The sequence below is a fragment of the Agreia sp. PsM10 genome (assembly GCF_030433855.1).
Classification (GTDB): Bacteria; Actinomycetota; Actinomycetes; order Actinomycetales; family Microbacteriaceae; genus Agreia.
In genome coordinates this window covers 273,503-290,180 of record NZ_JARUXC010000002.1, presented here as the reverse complement: position 1 = coordinate 290,180, position 16,678 = coordinate 273,503, and the positions used below count along the sequence as shown (strand labels likewise).

At 68.0% G+C, this 16,678-nt stretch carries 16 protein-coding genes; 9 read left to right on the top strand and 7 right to left on the bottom strand.

Annotated features, from left to right (window positions below; translation table 11 throughout):
- Positions 1-3: 3 nt before the first annotated feature.
- From QCD70_RS03450 to QCD70_RS03435, 4 genes are read right to left on the bottom strand one after another with little or no spacing between them, the layout of a single operon-like run.
- Positions 4-1,005, bottom strand: coding sequence for a glycosyltransferase family 2 protein (locus QCD70_RS03450; protein WP_301213766.1), 1,002 nt, complete (start codon positions 1,003-1,005; stop codon positions 4-6).
- Positions 1,002-1,928, bottom strand: coding sequence for an NAD-dependent epimerase/dehydratase family protein (locus QCD70_RS03445; protein WP_301213765.1), 927 nt, complete (start codon positions 1,926-1,928; stop codon positions 1,002-1,004). Before QCD70_RS03445 ends, QCD70_RS03450 begins: the two co-directional genes overlap by 4 nt.
- On the bottom strand, positions 1,921-3,153 hold the full coding sequence (locus QCD70_RS03440; RefSeq protein ID WP_301213764.1) for a rhamnosyltransferase WsaF family glycosyltransferase: 1,233 nt from the start codon (positions 3,151-3,153) through the stop codon (positions 1,921-1,923). Before QCD70_RS03440 ends, QCD70_RS03445 begins: the two co-directional genes overlap by 8 nt.
- Positions 3,150-4,400: a rhamnosyltransferase WsaF family glycosyltransferase gene (locus tag QCD70_RS03435; RefSeq protein ID WP_301213762.1), complete on the bottom strand. Its 1,251-nt coding sequence runs from the start codon at positions 4,398-4,400 to the stop codon at positions 3,150-3,152. Before QCD70_RS03435 ends, QCD70_RS03440 begins: the two co-directional genes overlap by 4 nt.
- 96 nt (positions 4,401-4,496) lie before the next feature.
- On the opposite strand from QCD70_RS03435, the gene QCD70_RS03430 reads away from it, so the two are divergent.
- From QCD70_RS03430 to QCD70_RS03420, 3 genes are read left to right on the top strand one after another with little or no spacing between them, the layout of a single operon-like run.
- Entirely contained in the window at positions 4,497-5,573 is a 1,077-nt protein-coding gene (locus QCD70_RS03430; RefSeq protein ID WP_301213761.1) for a glycosyltransferase family 2 protein, read from the top strand.
- 1 nt (position 5,574) lies between these two features.
- A complete protein-coding gene (locus tag QCD70_RS03425; protein WP_301213760.1) occupies positions 5,575-7,113 on the top strand; it encodes a DUF2142 domain-containing protein in 1,539 nt (512 codons plus the stop codon).
- Positions 7,110-7,997 carry a glycosyltransferase family 2 protein gene (locus QCD70_RS03420; RefSeq protein WP_301213759.1) on the top strand — a complete coding sequence of 296 codons (888 nt, stop codon included), beginning with the start codon at positions 7,110-7,112 and terminating at the stop codon, positions 7,995-7,997. Before QCD70_RS03425 ends, QCD70_RS03420 begins: the two co-directional genes overlap by 4 nt.
- On the opposite strand, the gene QCD70_RS03415 is transcribed toward QCD70_RS03420, so the two are convergent.
- Positions 7,994-8,737 (bottom strand): glycosyltransferase, encoded by a 744-nt coding sequence (locus QCD70_RS03415; protein ID WP_301213758.1) that lies wholly within the window; start codon positions 8,735-8,737, stop codon positions 7,994-7,996. The genes QCD70_RS03420 and QCD70_RS03415 overlap by 4 nt on opposite strands.
- A 94-nt stretch (positions 8,738-8,831) precedes the next feature.
- Between QCD70_RS03415 and QCD70_RS03410 the strand changes: the two genes are divergently transcribed.
- From QCD70_RS03410 to QCD70_RS03385, 6 genes are all read left to right on the top strand, one after another.
- Positions 8,832-9,773 carry a glycosyltransferase gene (locus tag QCD70_RS03410; RefSeq protein ID WP_301213757.1) on the top strand — a complete coding sequence of 314 codons (942 nt, stop codon included), beginning with the start codon at positions 8,832-8,834 and terminating at the stop codon, positions 9,771-9,773.
- 78 nt (positions 9,774-9,851) lie between these two features.
- Complete coding sequence (locus QCD70_RS03405) at positions 9,852-10,556, top strand: glycosyltransferase family 2 protein (RefSeq protein ID WP_301213755.1); 705 nt, start codon at positions 9,852-9,854, stop codon at positions 10,554-10,556.
- On the top strand, positions 10,553-10,918 hold the full coding sequence (locus QCD70_RS03400) for a DUF2304 domain-containing protein (RefSeq protein ID WP_301213754.1): 366 nt from the start codon (positions 10,553-10,555) through the stop codon (positions 10,916-10,918). The genes QCD70_RS03405 and QCD70_RS03400 overlap by 4 nt, the downstream gene beginning before the upstream one ends.
- A complete protein-coding gene (locus tag QCD70_RS03395) occupies positions 10,915-12,495 on the top strand; it encodes a DUF2142 domain-containing protein (protein WP_301213752.1) in 1,581 nt (526 codons plus the stop codon). The genes QCD70_RS03400 and QCD70_RS03395 overlap by 4 nt, the downstream gene beginning before the upstream one ends.
- Positions 12,470-13,618: a glycosyltransferase family 4 protein gene (locus tag QCD70_RS03390; RefSeq protein ID WP_301213751.1), complete on the top strand. Its 1,149-nt coding sequence runs from the start codon at positions 12,470-12,472 to the stop codon at positions 13,616-13,618. Before QCD70_RS03395 ends, QCD70_RS03390 begins: the two co-directional genes overlap by 26 nt.
- Positions 13,615-14,475, top strand: a complete 861-nt coding sequence (locus QCD70_RS03385) for a glycosyltransferase family 2 protein (protein ID WP_301213750.1) — start codon at positions 13,615-13,617, stop codon at positions 14,473-14,475. The genes QCD70_RS03390 and QCD70_RS03385 overlap by 4 nt, the downstream gene beginning before the upstream one ends.
- 9 nt (positions 14,476-14,484) lie before the next feature.
- On the opposite strand, the gene QCD70_RS03380 is transcribed toward QCD70_RS03385, so the two are convergent.
- Together QCD70_RS03380 and QCD70_RS03375 are read right to left on the bottom strand one after the other, a co-directional pair.
- On the bottom strand, positions 14,485-15,414 hold the full coding sequence (locus tag QCD70_RS03380; protein WP_301213749.1) for a glycosyltransferase: 930 nt from the start codon (positions 15,412-15,414) through the stop codon (positions 14,485-14,487).
- Entirely contained in the window at positions 15,404-16,636 is a 1,233-nt protein-coding gene (locus tag QCD70_RS03375) for a polysaccharide biosynthesis protein (protein WP_301213748.1), read from the bottom strand. The genes QCD70_RS03380 and QCD70_RS03375 overlap by 11 nt, the downstream gene beginning before the upstream one ends.
- Positions 16,637-16,678: the final 42 nt, after the last annotated feature.

The window sequence follows — 16,678 nt, the reverse complement described above, 5'->3', positions numbered from 1 at the left end:
CGCTCAGTCGGCCTTGCGGCTGTGCTCCAGGGATCCGGCCCGGATGGCAGCCTCGTCGCCGAGATCGACCCGCGTCGCCGCCCGGTAGGCGCGCCACTTGGCGATATGGAAGCGCGGGTTGACGAGCAGCCATCTTAGCTTTTCCGCGACCGAGTAGTCGTCTCGCAGAATGCGGACCGTGTCGGCGAGGATGCCGCGCACGGTCATACGCAGCTGGGCTCGCCGGCGCATGGGCGGGATTGGCTTGCCGATCTGGCGCAGCGCCACGGTCTCATCGAACATGCGCTTGCCGTACTCGTCGAGCGTGAGGTCGTTCGAATGGATGACGGCCCCACGCGGTGCGTAGGCCTTCTTGTACCCGGCCTCGATGATGTCCTGCCCGAACATCATGTCTTCTGAATAGCGCACGTCTCGATACGGAATCTCGTCGCGCAGGAACAACGTGCGCGTGGCCGAATTCACGTCGGAGTAGAACGACAGAGCATCGATGAGCCCCTGGTCCTTCGCCGTGCCGTCGTCGAAGAAGACCGTCGTTCCGAAGTCGGGCCCGAAGCCCGCGAACACGCCCTCGATCTCGTACTTGAGAAGGGGGAAGCAGCCTGGGCGTGGAATCTGTTTGCCCATGACCGCCTTGATGTCGGCGGCCGTGTCGCGCAGCGGGGCGAGCAGCTCGCGCAGCCAGCCATCAGAGGCGGGGATGGCGTCGTGCGTGAGATAGGCGATGAACTCCCCCCGGGCGAGCCGAGCCGCCAGGTTGCGCGTCTTGCCGTGCCCGAATTCGGAGTTCGGGATCTGGTGGAGCCGGGCCGCTGGGTGCCGCGCGACGATGCCGAGGGTGCCGTCGGTCGATCCCGAGTCGATCACCAGGATGTCGACCTCGCCGTCGATGACTTGGCCCTCCACAGCGCTCAGGATCTGCTCGAGGTATGTCTCTCCGTTATAGGTGAGCACCGCGACGGTCGCGAGCGCATCGGGCGCCACGTTCTCGGGCTGGGTGACGGTCATCGTGACTCCCCCTTCACGTGCTGCCAGGTTTCTGCGATGCCGCGCTCGAGGCTCACGAACTCGTCGTAGCCGAACTCCGACGAGAATCGGCTCGTGTCGAGCACGACCCGGTCGAGGAAGGTCGAGGGAACAGGTTTGACCTCGACGTCGGGCTCGATGCCCGTGACCCTGCGCGCCACGTCGAGCAGTTCGCTCACGCTCGTGCCGGTTCCGCTGCCGATGTTGTAGACGCTCTCTTTCGAGGAGCCGCCGACGGTCTCGCCGATCATGCGCACGGCATCCCGTACATAGAGGTAGTCGCGCACCATAGAGCCGTCGCCGTAGACGGTGAGCGGCAGCCCCCGCGCCATGCGCGACAGGAAGATCGGGATGACGCCCTGCTTCTTGTTCGCCCGTTGCCGGGGCCCGTAGGGGTTCGAGATGCGGAAGGAGATGGAGTCGAGCCCGTACTTCGTGCCGAAGTACCGCAGGTACCCCTCGATCGCCAGCTTGCCGATCGCGTAGGGAGACACCGGCAGGGGCGACACGGTCTCAGAAAAGGATGTGCGGGGCTGGTCACCGTAGATCGCGCCGCCGGTCGAGGCGAAGAACAGCTTCTGCACTCCGGCGTCGACGCAGTGCTGGAAGAGCTCGATGCTCGACGCGATGTTCGTTCGCACGTCGAGCGTCGGATCGTTCTCGGCGGTCACCGGAGTCGTCGTCGAGACGAAATGGAACACGAACTGCTGCCCCGCGACCGCGTCAGCCACATCGGACTGGTTCATGAAATCGCCCGCGATCTGTCGTACGCCGACGGCCGAGTACGCGGCCTGCTGGCTCGAGAACCGGTCGAAGGCCGTGACCTCGTGCCCGAGCGAGACGAGTTCGTCGACGAGATGCGAACCGATGAATCCGTTGGCCCCGATGACCAGGCAGCTAGCCACGGACGGCATCCTCGAAGAGCTTCACGAAGGTGGCACCCGCGGCGTCCCAGTCGGCGCCCTGCACGCTCTCGGATGCGAGGCGCGCGTGCTCCGGCAGGTCGGCGCGATCAACGACCTCGATGAGGCGCCGCGCGAGCGCCTTGGGCGACGGATCGGCGTATTCGATGAACGGGTTGTCGCTGACGAGCCGATTGTTCTCGCCGTCGTTCACGACGGGGATGACCCCAGAGGCGAGCAGTTCGAGGGGAAGCAGCGACATGTTGGTGAGCGAGATCACGAGGCCCGCGGCGCACCTGTTGTACACGTCGTTGAGCTCGTCGATGCGCAGATCCTGGAGGTTCACATACGGGAACGGGATCTTGTAGGTGCTCACGTCCCAGCCCGCCAGGTTGATCACGTAGTCGGGTCGTTCACGGGCGAAGTGCGCCAGCGCGAGGATGCCCAGCTCGAAGCCGCGCCGCTCGGTGACCGGCCTCGCATAGAAGAAGATCTCTTTGCGGCGGCCCTGGTTCGTGACGTTGTACAGCGACTTGTCGGCACCGAAGTCGTAGTGCGAGGCTGCCATTCCATATTCGGTCGACAGCTTGTGCGAGAGGAATCCGCCGGCGGTGATGCCGTGGAAGCCGAAGCGGTAGGTGTTCTCGGCGAGCACGGAGGCCGAGCCCACGGGCGTGAAATAGGGCTCGAAGTCCTGAACGAAATAGAACCGGCGGGCGTTCGCCTCGTCGCGGAACGACGCGTAGGCGGTCTCCCACCCCGTGGCGAAGATGGCGTCGACGTCATCGCCGACGCTCTGGCCGGTGTGCGCCTCGATGCTCGCCTTCAGCTTCGGGTAGGAGGGCGACGACGCGAGCATGTCCTTGACGATCGCCACGGTGAAGGGATGCAGAGAGCTGTACAGGTAGATCTTGACCGTGTGCCCGGCCGCCTCGAGGTAGCTCATGAACCGGAAGATGTTCTGGTGACCGCCGCTCGACTCGCCGGGAGGCGACATGATCCAGGCGACGGTGAGCTTGTCGCCCGTGACGACGCGAGGCTCGACGACGGCCGGATGCGGGATGCTCCAGTCGACCTCGCTGGCATCCTCGGTCTTCACCAGCAGTCGGATCGGAACGGAGTTCGGCATCGGCTTGATCGACCGGGCTATGCCGCGCACGACCCTGGCGAACAACGCCAGCGGCCCTTGTTCGCGCAGAACCTGCCAGACCCTCTTTAGTGAACTCACCGTGCCATGGTACTTGGCCCCTCGGCCATGGCTCGGTCGAAGGCCTCGATGAACATCACTCCCGGATCGGCCCAGTCGATGCGCGCGACCGACTCCGCCATCTCCCGCGCGTGCTCCACCTGGTCGGCGTCGTCCACGATCTCGATCATGCGCCGAGCCATCGCGCCGGGCGACATCGGCTGGTAGTCCATGTACGGGCTCTCGAAGATCTCGCGCGTGTTCGGGCCGTCGTTCACGACGGGCACGACCCCGCTCGACATGACCTCCATCGGCAGCAGCGACATGTTCGTGAGCGACAGGATGAGCCCGGCCGCGCAACGGTTGTACACCTCGTTCAGCTGCGAGATGTCGAGCGCGGTGTGGTTCACGTAGGGGAACGGCACCCAGTAGGGCGAGATGTCCCAGCCCACCATGTTGATGGTGATCTCGGGACGCAGCCGGTGCAGTTCCATGAGCACGAGTCGGCCGAACTCGAAGGCGCGGCGAGAGGTGGGCGGACGGGCGTAGAACAGCACCTCGCTGCGACGAGCCTTGTTGGTGAACGAGTAGTGCTGCTTGTCGACGGCGTAGTCGTAGTGGTCGCCGGGCATGCCGTAGTCGTCGGTGAGCTTCTTCGACAGCCACTTTCCCGCCGAGATTCCGTGGAAGCCGAAGCGGTAGGTATTCTCCGCCAGCACGTAGTCGCTGCCCGAGGCGTAGAAGGCGGGCTCGAAGTCCTGGGTGAAGTAGAAGCGGCGGGCGTTCGTCGGATGCCGGTGGGCCGGGTAGGCGGTCTCCCAGCCGGTCGCGAAGACGGCCTGGGTGTCCGAATCCAGCCCGACGGCCTGATCGTAGATGCGCAGCTCGCCACGAAGGTCGGGATACGCGCTGGTCGTCTGCAGCATCAGCCGGATGGCCGCGAGGTCGATCGGCTTCGACTCGGTCGTGTAGAAGTACACCGTCACCGAGTGGCCGGCCTTCTCGAGGAAGTCCATGAAGCGGAACGCGTTCTGGTGCCCGCCGCTCGTGCGGCCGGGAGGGGAGATGATCCACGCCGTCTTCACGTTCTCGGTGACCGGCTGCGGCGGATCGGTCTCGAACAGGGCGGGCACCGTCCAGTCGACGGCGACGGCATCGTCGGGGTGCACCAGCGACTCGCCGGGCTTGTTGGTGTTCAGATCGATGGCCAGTCGGTTGAAGACACGCGACGCGGCTTGGCGCGGACCTTCCGACTTGAGCGATGTGACGGCGCGAGAGAACAGGCTCACGGGGGCTCCTTCGACAGTGTTCTCGTGCTCGGCCCCGATCGGCGGCCGCGGAACAGCTAGTAGCCTAACCATGTGCCGATCGACCGAGGAGAAGCCATGCCGCACGACACGTTGCGGGCGACCGTCATCGTCGTGAACTTCAATGGCGGCGCCTTCGTACTCGAGTGCATCGAGTCTCTCTCGCAGCAGAAGACGCCGGGCGTCGACGTCGAGGTGGTCGTCGTCGATAACGCCTCGACCGACGGATCCGACCGCGAGATCGCGCAGTTCTACCCGGATGTGCGCATCATCCGCAGCCCGAAGAACATCGGCTTCGCGGGCGGCGTCAACCTGGGAATCGCGAATTCCACGGGCGACGTCATCGTGCTGATCAACAACGACGCCGTTGCGGCTCCGGGCTTCCTCTCGGCGATCGTGGAGCCTCTCTCCGCGGACGGATCGAGCCGGACGGCCGCCGTGACGGCACGCATCCTTTTGAGCGGACGCTTCATCCCCGCGCCGGGCTCCCCGACCGCGTACGTCTCGGCATCCGGCCAGCGATGGGAACGCGTGGCGCGCAATGCGACGCCCGGCTCGGGCATAGCCCTGATCAACAGCACGGGAAACCAGGTCTCACGTTCGGGCAACGGCCGTGACCGCTCCTGGCTCGACACCACCGACGATGAGACGAGTCCGGTCGACGTCTTCGGCTTCTCGGGCGGAGGGGCCGCGATCCGTCGAGCCGCCCTCGATTCCGTCGGCCTGTTCGATGAACGCCTCTTCATGTACTACGAGGACACCGATCTGTCGTGGCGGCTGCGCCGTGCCGGATGGCAGATCGTCTACGCAGAGAAGGCGACGGTGTGGCACCGTCACGCCGCGTCCAGCGGAATCCGCTCGCCGTTCTTCCTGCGCCACAACGTGCGCAACCGCATCCTCGTCACGGCGCGCAACGCGCCCGCCCCCATGGTCGTGCGGTCGATCGTGCGCACCGGAGGCAGCCTCCTCAAGGCCGTCCGGCGCCTCGCCTCGGATCGACGCGACTCCGACGCGCGAGTGCAGGTGACGGCCACCGCGGCCGGGCTCGTGCAGGCGATGCTGATGCTGCCCTCCTACTTGTCAGACGGGCGCCGCTCCGACAGGGCGGCGAAACTGCCGAGGTCGTTCGTCTCGAAGTGGACCGTGCAGGACTGACATGACGAACACACCCTCACGGTCGGCGAAGACGGCTGGGGCGATCGGCCGTGCGGCGGTGGTCCTGCTCCTGATGTTCGTGGCGCTCGGAAGCTGGGCCGTGTCGTCGCCCGCCGGATCGAGTCCCGACGACGACTTCCATCTCGCGAGCATCTGGTGCGGTCTCGGCGACAGGGAGGGACTCTGCGAGTCGACGTCGACGCCCGGCGAGCGGCTGGTGCCGCAGCTCACCCGAGACGCCCCGGTCTGCTACGCGAACGAGCCCGCGATCAGCGCGTCCTGCCAGGAGGAGATCGCCGAGCCCACCGCGCTGGTGCCGACCTCTCGACTGAACTCCGAGGGCCTGTACCCGCCCGTCTACTACTCCGTGATGGGCGTCTTCGCCTCCACGAATATCGAGGCCTCGGTCGTGGCCATCCGTCTGGTCAACATCGCAATCTTCCTGGGGATCACGGCGCTCCTCTACTTCCTGCTGCCGGCCCGACGACGGTCGACTCTGGCGTGGTCGTGGTCGATCGCGATCGTGCCCCTGGGCATGTTCCTCATCGCGTCGAACAATCCGAGCGCGTGGGCGATCATCTCGGGCGGAACCGTCTGGCTGGCGCTGGTCGGGTATTTCGAGGCGCACGGGCGACGACAGCTCGCCCTGGTCGTGGTGGCGCTGATCGCGGTCTGTCTCGGTGCGGGGTCTCGGGCGGACTCGGCCCTGTACACCGTTCTCGGCGCATTCGTCGCCGTCGCGCTGACCTTCAGGAAAGAGCGCCGCTACGCCCTGCTCGCGCTGCTGCCGATCGCCAGCATCGTCATCGCCGTCACCCTCTTCCTCACGTCGAATCAAGCCGCGAGCGCGTCGGGCGGCCTCGGCACCGGCACCCAGGCGGCCTCGACGGATATCGGGTATCTCCTCACGATCAATCTCCTCGACGTGCCCCTGCTCTGGGCGGCCGTGTTCGGCTCGTGGCAGCTCGGATGGTTCGACACCCCGATGCCGGGAGTCGTGTCCGTCGGCGCTCTCGCCGCATTCTGCGTGGTGGCATTCACCGGACTCGCACACACCTCGTGGCGCAAGCTGCTGGTGCTCGGCGTCATCGTCTCTGCCCTCGTGGCGATCCCCGTGTACATCCTGGTCAAGAGCAACACTCGCGTGGGCGGAGAGGTTCAGCCGAGATACATCCTTCCGCTGATCGTGATCTTCGGGGGTGTCGCACTGTTCCACCTGGGGCAGCGCACGCCCCAGATGGGCCGTGTGCAGACCCTCCTCGTCGAGATCACCCTCATCGTCGCCAATTCCGTGGCCCTGCACGAGAACATCCGCCGCTACATCACGGGGGTCGACATGGGCGGGTGGAACCTCGACACCTCCGTCGAATGGTGGTGGCCCGGGCTGCCGTCGCCGATGGCGATCTGGGTCATCGGATCCGTCGCATTCGCCGTCGCCCTGCACCTGCTCTTCGTGTTCCACTCCGAGGCGATCTTCCGGGTGACCCCGTGGGGCCGACTGCGCCGCCGAGCCCAGGCCCTCGCGGTCGAGACGACATGACCCTCGACATCCTGATGCCGTTCTACGGCCGCATCGATCAGTTCCAAAGCGCGGTCGAGAGCGTGCGCGCGCAGACCTCCGCCGACTGGCGCCTGGTGATCGTCGACGATGTCTATCCCGACACGTCGGCGGGCGAGTGGGCGATAGGACTCGACGATCCCCGCATCACCTACCTGCGCAACGAGCACAATCTCGGTGTCAGCGGCAACTTCAACCGCTGCATCTCGCTCATCGAGAACGACTTCGCCGTGATCATGGGGTGCGACGACCTGATGCGGCCCGGCTATGCGGCACGTATCGCGCAGCTGCGCTCCCGCTATCCGGAGGCCGATCTCCTGCAGCCGGGTGTCGCGGTGATCGACCAGAACGGCGAACCCGCTCTCCCGCTCGCCGACCGGGTGAAGACGGCACTGCGCCCCCGCGGCCCCCGCCCGCGCGTTCTCGGAGGCGAGGAACTCGCCGCCAGCCTGCTGCGCGGAAACTGGTGCTACTTCCCCTCGCTCTGCTGGCGCAGCGACCGTCTGCGCGAGTTCGGCTTCAGGGAGGATCGCCGTGTGGTGCAGGACCTCACCCTGATCATGCAGATCGTCCTCTCGGGCGGCACCCTCGTGCTCGACGACGAGGTCGTCTTCGACTATCGCAGGCACGCGGCGAGCGTGTCGTCGCAGGGCGGCGTCGACGGATCGAAGTTCGCCGAGGAGCGGGACGTCTTCTACGAGACCGCCGACCGCTGCGATGACCTCGGCTGGCACCGCGCCGCCCGGGTCGCCCGACGACACGTGCCGTCGCGACTCAACGCACTGTCGGAGCTGCCCGCCGCCCTGCGATCGGGCGATTCGGATGGCCGTCGCGCGCTGCTGCGGCACGTTCTGGGCGGCCGCTAGCCGATCGGTTGCGGCGGCCTCAGGCGCACCCGCCGGCGGGCGATCAGCATGCCCCGGGCGAGCATCCGTCTCGCCGTGAGGATGGTGCCGAGCGGCCGCCATTTCAGCGGCGTGACGTTGTAGTCGTGCAGGCGACGCTCGACGACGACCTCGTCGAGATGCGAGATGGACCGGGTCGCATTTCCGAGGATCGCCAGCCAGAGGTCGTGCGACTCGATGAAGATCTCGGGGAAGGGCACCAGATCAGGCACGAGCTCCCGGCGGAAACCCATCGCGCAGCCGAAGTACGGCCGGTAGCCCACGAGGATCGCGAGCGTGTTCCAGCCGATCTGCCGGTCGTAACCCGGCCTCAGGGGCCGGCGGGCGGGCATCCGGCCGTGTTCGCCGAGCACCGAGTAGTTGCCGGCGACGACCAGGCTGCTGCCGAGGTGTCGGATCATCAGGTCGAGTCGGCCGGGCGTCCATACGTCGTCCTGGTCGGAGAGGAAGATGTAGGTTCCGCGAGCGCGACGGATCGCGTTCTCGAACGTTCGCACGTAGCCGCGGTTGACCGCCTCGGCGTGCAGGCGGATGCGGGGATCGTCGATCTGCTCGATGACCTGGACCGTGTCGTCGGGCGACGCGTCGTCGACGATCACGAGTTCGTCGTCGTCGTGCAGCTGCTCGAGGATCGAGAGGATCTGCTCCCTCACGAACGGTGCGCCTCGGTAGGTGGCCATGCACACGCTCGCCCGGATCATGCCACCATAGTATTCGCCCGCCGCAGCTGTTCCCTGATCCTGTCGCTCCCTGAGCCTGTCGAAGGGCGGCCGCCCGACGAGAAGGAGGCTTCGCGTGCATCGCACAGACAGACCGGCCCCGTCGACGCGGGTCGTCGCCGTGATCTCGGCCTTCAATCCCGGCCCGGCGCTTCTCGACGCGTGCACCTCTCTTCTCTCGCAGACCATGTCGGTCACGATCGTCGACGACGGCAGCACCGCCGACGTGACAGAGATTCTGGATGCCTGTGCGGCGGCCGGCTGCCAGGTCGTTCTGCTCGGTCAGAACTCGGGCATTGCCGCCGCGCTCAACGCGGGCGTGGACACGGCGTTCGATAGCGAGCCCGGTGCGGAGTTCGTGCTGACACTCGACCAGGACTCCACGCTGCAGGGCGACTACGTCGAGCGCGCCGTCGCCGCATACGACGCCGCCACGACGGCGGGCGTGCGCGTCGGCCTCGTCGCCCCGCACTCGGTCGAGGGACTGCCCTCGCGCGTGGCCGAGGTGCGCAACGGCGTCGTGTTGGGGCTCGAGCCCATCCAGTCGGGCCTGGTCATTCCCCGCTCGGTGTGGCGCGACGCGGGCCCGTTCCGCGCTGGCCTCTTCATCGACTCCGTCGACACCGAGTACTTCATGCGTCTCACCGACGCCGGCTTCGAGACGGTGCTCGCGGCGGGCACCCACCTGGGCCACAGCCTCGGAGGCCGCTTCCATCCCACGATCTTCGGGCGGCGTCTCCGCCTCGGCGGCCGCGACGTCTCGCTCGTGCGCAGTGCTCCCTTCCGCTACTACTACCTGGCCCGCAACCGCGTTCTGATGAACCGGGCGTTCGGCGCCCGTCACCGGGCCTGGTCGGTGAGAGAGACCGCACTCGACGCTCGACACTTCGCCATCGTGCTCGCCCTCTCGCCGAACAGGCTCACGCTGGCCCGTCTCCTCGTCGCCGGCTGGCGCGACGGGGTGCGGGGGCGCCAGGGTCGCATGCCGGCGTCCGTCGAACAGATCACCCGGGCCTGATCGCGCCTCCACTCCCCCGTCTTCGCGGGCGCTTATGATGGTCGGATGCCCCGCCCCTTTGACGGCACACTCATTGTGATGCCCGCACTCAACGAAGAAGAGGCCGTCGGCAACGTCGTTCGCGAGGTCCTCTCCGCGTATCCCGGCATCGCCTGCCTCGTCGTCGACGACGGCTCGATGGATGCGACGGGTGCGGAGGCGGCTGCGGCCGGCGCGATCGTGGCAACGCTTCCGTTCAACCTCGGAGTCGGCGGCGCCATGCGCGTCGGCTTCAAGTACGCGCTCGAGCACGGCTACCGCAACGTCGTTCAGGTCGACTCCGACGGCCAGCACGATCCCGTCGGGTTGCCCGCCCTCATCGAGCAGCTGAACTCCAGCGACCTCGTGCTGGGCGCGCGCTTCGCCGGAACCGGGGACTACGAGGTGCGCGGCCCCCGCAAGTGGGCGATGCTGATGCTCTCGGGCATCCTGAGCCGTCTCGCCCGAACGCGACTCACCGACACGACCTCGGGCTTCCGCGCCAGCGGCCCCCGCGCCGTGCGCCTGTTCGCCGCGCACTACCCCGCCGAGTACCTCGGCGACACGGTGGAATCCCTCGTGATCGCCAGCCGGGCCAGCCTGCGGGTGAGCCAGGTGGCCGTCGCCATGCGGCCCCGTGCAGGCGGACGCCCCTCCCACAACCCGTTCAAAGCGGCGATCTATCTCGGCCGCGCGGTCATGGCGCTGTTCATCGCCCTGCTTCGCCCGCCCGTCATCCTGCCCTCGGAGGCTTCGACCCGATGACCATCGCCACATACCTGCTCGGCGTCTTCTCGGCCCTGCTCACGCTCGGTGTCGTCATCGAGATGCTGCGCCGCAGGCGCCTGCGCGAGCGCCATGCCGTCTGGTGGCTGCTCGCCGGATCGCTGGCGCTGCTCGTCGGACTGTTCCCCGACATCCTCGGCTGGGCAGCGGGCCTCGTGGGGGTCGCCGTTCCGACCAACCTCATCTTCTTCGTGAGCATGGCGGTGCTGTTCCTGGTGTCGATCCAGCACAGCGCAGAACTCACCGACCTCGAGACCAAGACCCGCGTTCTCGCCGAGACGGCCGCCCTGCAGCAGCTGCGCATCGACGAGCTCGAGAAGTCGATCAAGGAACAGTCGTGACCTCGGCAGCCCCCCGCCCGTCTCGAGCACGATGGGGCGTCTTCGCGGGTGCCTGGATCGCGCTGGCCCTCCTCGCGTCCGCCTGGGCGATCGCGTCGCCGATCAGCTCGGGTCCCGACGAGCCCGCCCACCTGATCAAGGCCGCCTCGGTCGCGCGGGGCGAACTGGTCGGGCCCCAGGGCAGCTACGGCAACGAGGTGTCGGTGCCGAACTACGTCTCGTGGAGCAATGCCCAGACGTGCTTCGTGTTCAACCCGGAGGTGCCCGCGAACTGTGCGCCGCCACTCGTCGGCGACCCGGGCGAACTGGTCACGGGAACGACCACGGCGGGCTACTACAACCCGATCTACTACGCGATGGTCGGATGGCCGACCCTCATCTTCTCGAACGAGGTCGGCATCTACGCGATGCGCATCGTCAGCGCGGTCCTGTCGTCCGGCATCCTCGCCCTGGCGTTCATGCTCGTGTCGACCTGGCGCAGGCCGACCATTCCCCTCATCGGGCTCACCGTCGCGCTGACTCCCATGGTGATCTACGTCAATGGGCTGGTGAATCCGAGCTCGTTCGAGATCTCCGGAACCATCGCGGCGTTCGTGGCGATGCTCACGATCGTCACCCAGGCCGACGAACGGCTGCTTCGTGAACGGGCGATCATTCTCGTGATCGTCTCGGTGCTCGCCGCGAACACGCGCACGATCTCGCCGCTCTGGATCGCGCTGGCGATTCTGCTCCCCCTGCTGCTGCTGAGCTGGCGTGAGCTCGGCCGACTCCTGCGCCGCCGGGTGGTGCTGGTATCCGCGGCGATCATCGCGGTGGGCGCGGCGTTCGCGCTGGCGTGGACGCCGATCAGCTCGAGGCTCGCCACCGAGGCGACCGGCGGGGCGCCCGCCACCCCGGTCATCACGACGGTCTTCCCCGACGTGGGCCAGAGCCCGTTCTTCGGATTCGTGAAGATGATCACCCTCACCTTCACGAACGGCGCCGACATGATCGGCAACTTCGGGTGGATGGACACACCAGTGCCCGCAACCACGATCGTGATCTGGACGATCCTCGTCGGGGCCATCCTGCTCGCGGGCTTCACCCTCCTGCGGGGGCGTCGGGCCCTGGTCGGCTCGATGCTGCTCATGCTGGCCCTTTTTCTGCCCGCAATCATCCAGGCGGCGTTCATCACCTCGGGCGGCTTCATCTGGCAGGGACGATACGGCCTGCCGATCTTCGTGATGCTGATCATCGGCGTCGCCGCACTCGTCGGCCTGAGCATCGAGGAGCAGCCCCTGCGGGCCGCAGGCCTGACCCGTCTCGTGCTCGCCGTGCTGCTCGGCTTCGTCGCCGGGCAGGGCTACGCATTCCTCAAGGCGCTCCGCCGCAATGTGATCGGCAGCGACACATCGTGGAAGCAGCTGATCACCGATCCCGCCTGGATTCCGCCCGGCGGCATCGCGGTTCCGCTGGCGCTGTTCGCCGCCGGGCTCGTCGTTCTCGCCGTCGTCGCCCTGCGCATCCATTCGGCCGATCGCCGCGCGTTGGTCGTCAGGCAGGAGGAGCACCATGGCTCAGCCGCGCGTACTGTTTGACGCCACGTCGATTCCGCCCAGTCACGGCGGCGTCGCCCGCTTCATCTCCGGACTGCTCTCGGGACTCGAGCAGAACGGCGAGCTCGTCGAGGTCGTCGCGAAGCGCCACGACATCCCTGCGCTGCACGCGGTCGCGCCCGGCCACACCTATCTCGTCGCTCCGGCTCTCGTGTCTCTCCGGGGCGGCCGCTTCCTGTGGGAGCAGACCGGTCTCCCGGCCCTCGCCCGCCGCCGCCATGCCGACGTGATCTACTCGCCGCACTACACGTTCCCCCTCATCGCGCGGGCTCGGCGGGTGGTCACCCTGCACGACGCCACCTTCTTCAGCTCGCCCGAGGCGCACTCCCGCCTCAAGGGCCTCTTCTTCCGCACCTGGATTCGCTGGGCGAACGCGCGGGCCGACCGGCTCGTGGCGGCGAGCCGCGCCACGGCCGACGAGGTGCAGCGCTACGTCGCGCACGCCCAGGACTCGATCGATGTGGGCTACCTCGGTGTCGACCCGACCGTCTTCGCGCCGCCCACCCCCGAGGCCGTCGACAAGGCTCGGCGCGAGATCGGCCTGCGACCCGACCAGCCATGGATCGCCTTCCTCGGCACGATCGAGCCTCGCAAGAACATCCCCGCCCTGATCGAGGCCCACGCGACCCTCCGCGCAGCGGATCCCACGACGCCCGTGCTCGTGCTGTCGGGGGCGCGCGGGTGGGACGAGTCGGCGAACGACGCACTCGACCGCAACGCGCGTCTGCCTCAGGGCGAGCGACCCGTCATTGAGGCCGGCTACCTGCCGCTCGAGCTTCTGTCCGCCTTCCTCGGCGGTTCGGAGCTCGTCGTCTACCCGAGCCTCGGCGAAGGCTTCGGGCTGCCCGTGCTCGAGGCCATGTCGAGCGGCGCGGCCGTGCTCACGACGAAGCGCCTCTCGATCCCCGAGGTCGGCGGCGACGCCGTCGAGTACACCGAGACCGACGCCGCGTCGATCGCCACGCGGCTGCGCGAACTGCTCGACGACCCCGAGCACAGGGCCGCGCTGGCCGATGCAGGGCTCGCCCGCAGCGCGCGGTTCACCTGGAGCGAATGCGCGGCCGTCTACTCCCGCGCCTTCGCCGAGGCCGGAGCCTCCTCGTGAGCGCCGCCGCGGCCGGCGTCGTCACGGTGAGCTACGGTTCGGAGGGCGTGCTCGACGGCTTCCTCGCGTCGCTCGAGCACGCGAGCGTCTCCGAGCTGCAGGTCGTCGTGGCCGACAACCGTCCGGATGCCGGCGGGCCCGTGCGCGAGCTCGCCGAACACTACGGCGTCGCCTACCTTCCCATGAGTGCGAACCTCGGCTACGGCGGCGCCATGAACGCGGCCGTTCGCAGCCTGCCGGCCGACATTGCCTGGGTTCTCGTGAGCAATCCCGACATCGAGATCCGCCCCGGGGCGATCGACGAGCTCGTGCGGATCGGCGAATCGGATGCCCGCATCGGCGCTGTCGGACCCCTGGTCGAGACCGACGGCGAGATCTACCCGTCGGCGCGCGCGATCCCATCGCTGCGCATGGGCCTCGGCCACGCGCTCTTCGCCAACATCTGGCCCTCGAACCCGTGGAGCCGCAAGTACCACAGCGACAACGAGCGTCCTCCCCGCGAGCGCGACGCCGGCTGGCTCTCGGGTTCCTGCCTGCTCATCCGCCGTGAGGCCTTCGACGCCGTCGGCGGTTTCGACGATCGCTTCTTCATGTACTTCGAAGACGTCGACCTCGGCTACCGCCTCTCCAAGGCCGGCTGGCGCAACAGGTATGCCCCGTCGGCCACGGTCATGCACTCGGGCGCGCACTCCACAGACGAGCACTCCACGAAGATGGTTCTCGTGCACCACGAGAGCGCCTACCGCTTCCTGTCGAGCAAGTACCGCGGCTGGTACCTCGCGCCGGTGCGTCTGGCGGTGCGGGTGGGACTGTCGACCCGCGCCTATCTCGTCACGCGGGTCTTCAACCGCCGCTGACGACCGCGTTCAACGCAGTCGCCGGGCCAGCGTCGCCGGGATCACGCCGGTGCGCCCCCGGAAGGAATCGCGATACCCCGCGATCATGGCCACGGCGATCGCACGCCGATTCGGGCTGAAGGCGAGCCGAAGCAGGTGCGCCTTCGTCTCCTCCCCGAGCCTGCGCAGCACCCACGACGGGTCCTTCCGCAGGTAATGCCGGGTGAGCGTCGTGCCGTTGCGCGCGATGTAGTACACCCGCTGCGGAGAGTGGTAGTTGTAGCTCAGCTCACGACCGAGCACCCGCAGGGGCCTGCCGAACAGCCGCGCGGGGTCGCGCCGACCGAGCTGGTGCCGGATGTCGCATCCGGCCCCCACGAGCACGTCGAGGCCCGCCGCACGCGCCCGCGCCGTGTACTCGCTGTCGACGCCGTCGATCACAAGGCCCTCGTCGAACCGGCCGATCGATTCGAGGGTCTCGCGGGGAATCACGAAACCGGACTGCATGGGGTCGAACGCCACGGTGAAGCCCGCGACGTCTCCGCGGGTGTGCACCGCGTGCCCGCTGTATGACGAGGCGACGACGAAACCGACCCGTCGCCCCGCCGCGCGGGCATCGTCGTAGGTGGCCAACGCCCGCTCGGCGTAGTCGTCGACCGGCACCGAATCCTGGTCGAAGGTCACGACGAAGTCGGGCCGCCCGTTCTCGTCGGCCGCCTGGATTCCGGCGTTGAGGCTCGCGGCGATGCCGGCGTTCTGCGGCCGGCGGATCACCGTGACGCCCGTCGCCTCGATCTCGTCGAGACGCCCGGAGAACTCCGCCGGCGATCCGTCGTCGACGACGATCACGTGGTCGAGCTGCTGCGTCAGCTTCGCCGCGGTCGTCACCAGATCGGCGTCGGGGCGGTACGAGGCGACGATCGCGACGACACTGCGCGAGGAGCGGGGCTCAACCGACATGGGGCTCCTCCTTCTGGCGACGCAGCTCGCGGAACGCGGGCACGGCCAGGGCCGCGCAGAGCACCGCCTCGCTGAGCGCCATGCCCAGAGCGATCAGAGCCGCGTGCCCGGAGAGACCGGCGGCGAGCATCGCACCGATTCCGAGCACGGCCGAGACGAGAGTCCACCGCAGGATGAGCCGCTGTCGGCCGGCGGGGATCAGCACGTTGCGCATGAGCGGTGTGCCGACCGAGAGGAAGAAGAAGGCGATGCCGTAGTAGAGGCACACCTCGACGGTGGCCCGCGCCTCGCCCGCGAACAGGATCTCGCTCACCCAGGGGCCGGCCAGCACGAGGATCACCAGACCCGCGCCGCCGAGGCCGATGTGCGACCACAGGGCGAACGCGTGCCGTTGCCTTCTGTTCGCGATGCCCGGCTCGATGGTCCAGCTCTGCAGCGCGTTGCCCAGGGCCACGACGGTGAAGAGACCGAACCGGTAGAGCGTGTCCGCCGTCGACAGACTTCCGGATGCGACGGGGCTGGTCGTCGCCGTCGCGATCGGCGCCGGGGTGGATGCGTAGGCGCTGCCGGCCATGCTGATGCCGGCGGTGTGACCCTGCGACCGCAGGTCGCGGAGCGCTGCGCCGAGCGGAGTCGGCAGCCAGACGCCCCCGCGCGAGAACCTGCGGTGGAAGAGCACGAGACTCACCCCCGTCGCGGCGGCCAGCACGAGCGTGTAGCTCCAGACCTGCTGGGTGGCGAGGAGCAGGGGAACGGAGACGAGGGTCGCGAGGAAGCGCGGGACGGTGTCGTAGAGGGCGAGCAGCCTGGGCTGCCCGAGGCCGATGCAGAACCAGGCCGGCGACATGCCGACGAGGGCCGTGGCGAGCGCCATCGACACGGCCTCGACGCGGAACTCGGGCACGGCGACGAACGCGGCGATAACAGAGGCGATGGGGAGAGCGAAGACCAGCAGCACGATCCGCGTGCGCACGCTGCGCAGGTAGACCGTGGCCCTCTCCTCGGCAGTGGCGGCGCGCGCGATCAGCACGGGACCGTCGACGTTCCAGCCCCACATCAACGCCGTCGCGGCGAACGTGCCGATCGCCTGGCCCGAGATCACACTCGAGACCCCGTCGCCTCCCACGATCGCCGCGACGATGGGAAGGAGGAGGAACGGCGTGATGAGCGACAGCAGAGGCAGCACCGTGAAGCCGGAGAGGCGCAGCAGAACGGTCTTCATGGGTGTTTCTTCGTCCTCGGGCGTCGGCGGAAAGCTCCCCCG

Coding starts and splice junctions, on each gene's coding strand:
- QCD70_RS03450 (WP_301213766.1), bottom strand. CDS start 1,005: ATGACCGTCACCCAGCCCGAGAACGTGGCGCCCGATGCGCTCGCGACC.
- QCD70_RS03430 (WP_301213761.1), top strand. CDS start 4,497: ATGCCGCACGACACGTTGCGGGCGACCGTCATCGTCGTGAACTTCAAT.
- QCD70_RS03425 (WP_301213760.1), top strand. CDS start 5,575: ATGACGAACACACCCTCACGGTCGGCGAAGACGGCTGGGGCGATCGGC.
- QCD70_RS03420 (WP_301213759.1), top strand. CDS start 7,110: ATGACCCTCGACATCCTGATGCCGTTCTACGGCCGCATCGATCAGTTC.
- QCD70_RS03415 (WP_301213758.1), bottom strand. CDS start 8,737: ATGATCCGGGCGAGCGTGTGCATGGCCACCTACCGAGGCGCACCGTTC.
- QCD70_RS03405 (WP_301213755.1), top strand. CDS start 9,852: ATGCCCGCACTCAACGAAGAAGAGGCCGTCGGCAACGTCGTTCGCGAG.
- QCD70_RS03400 (WP_301213754.1), top strand. CDS start 10,553: ATGACCATCGCCACATACCTGCTCGGCGTCTTCTCGGCCCTGCTCACG.
- QCD70_RS03390 (WP_301213751.1), top strand. CDS start 12,470: ATGGCTCAGCCGCGCGTACTGTTTGACGCCACGTCGATTCCGCCCAGT.
- QCD70_RS03380 (WP_301213749.1), bottom strand. CDS start 15,414: ATGTCGGTTGAGCCCCGCTCCTCGCGCAGTGTCGTCGCGATCGTCGCC.
- QCD70_RS03375 (WP_301213748.1), bottom strand. CDS start 16,636: ATGAAGACCGTTCTGCTGCGCCTCTCCGGCTTCACGGTGCTGCCTCTG.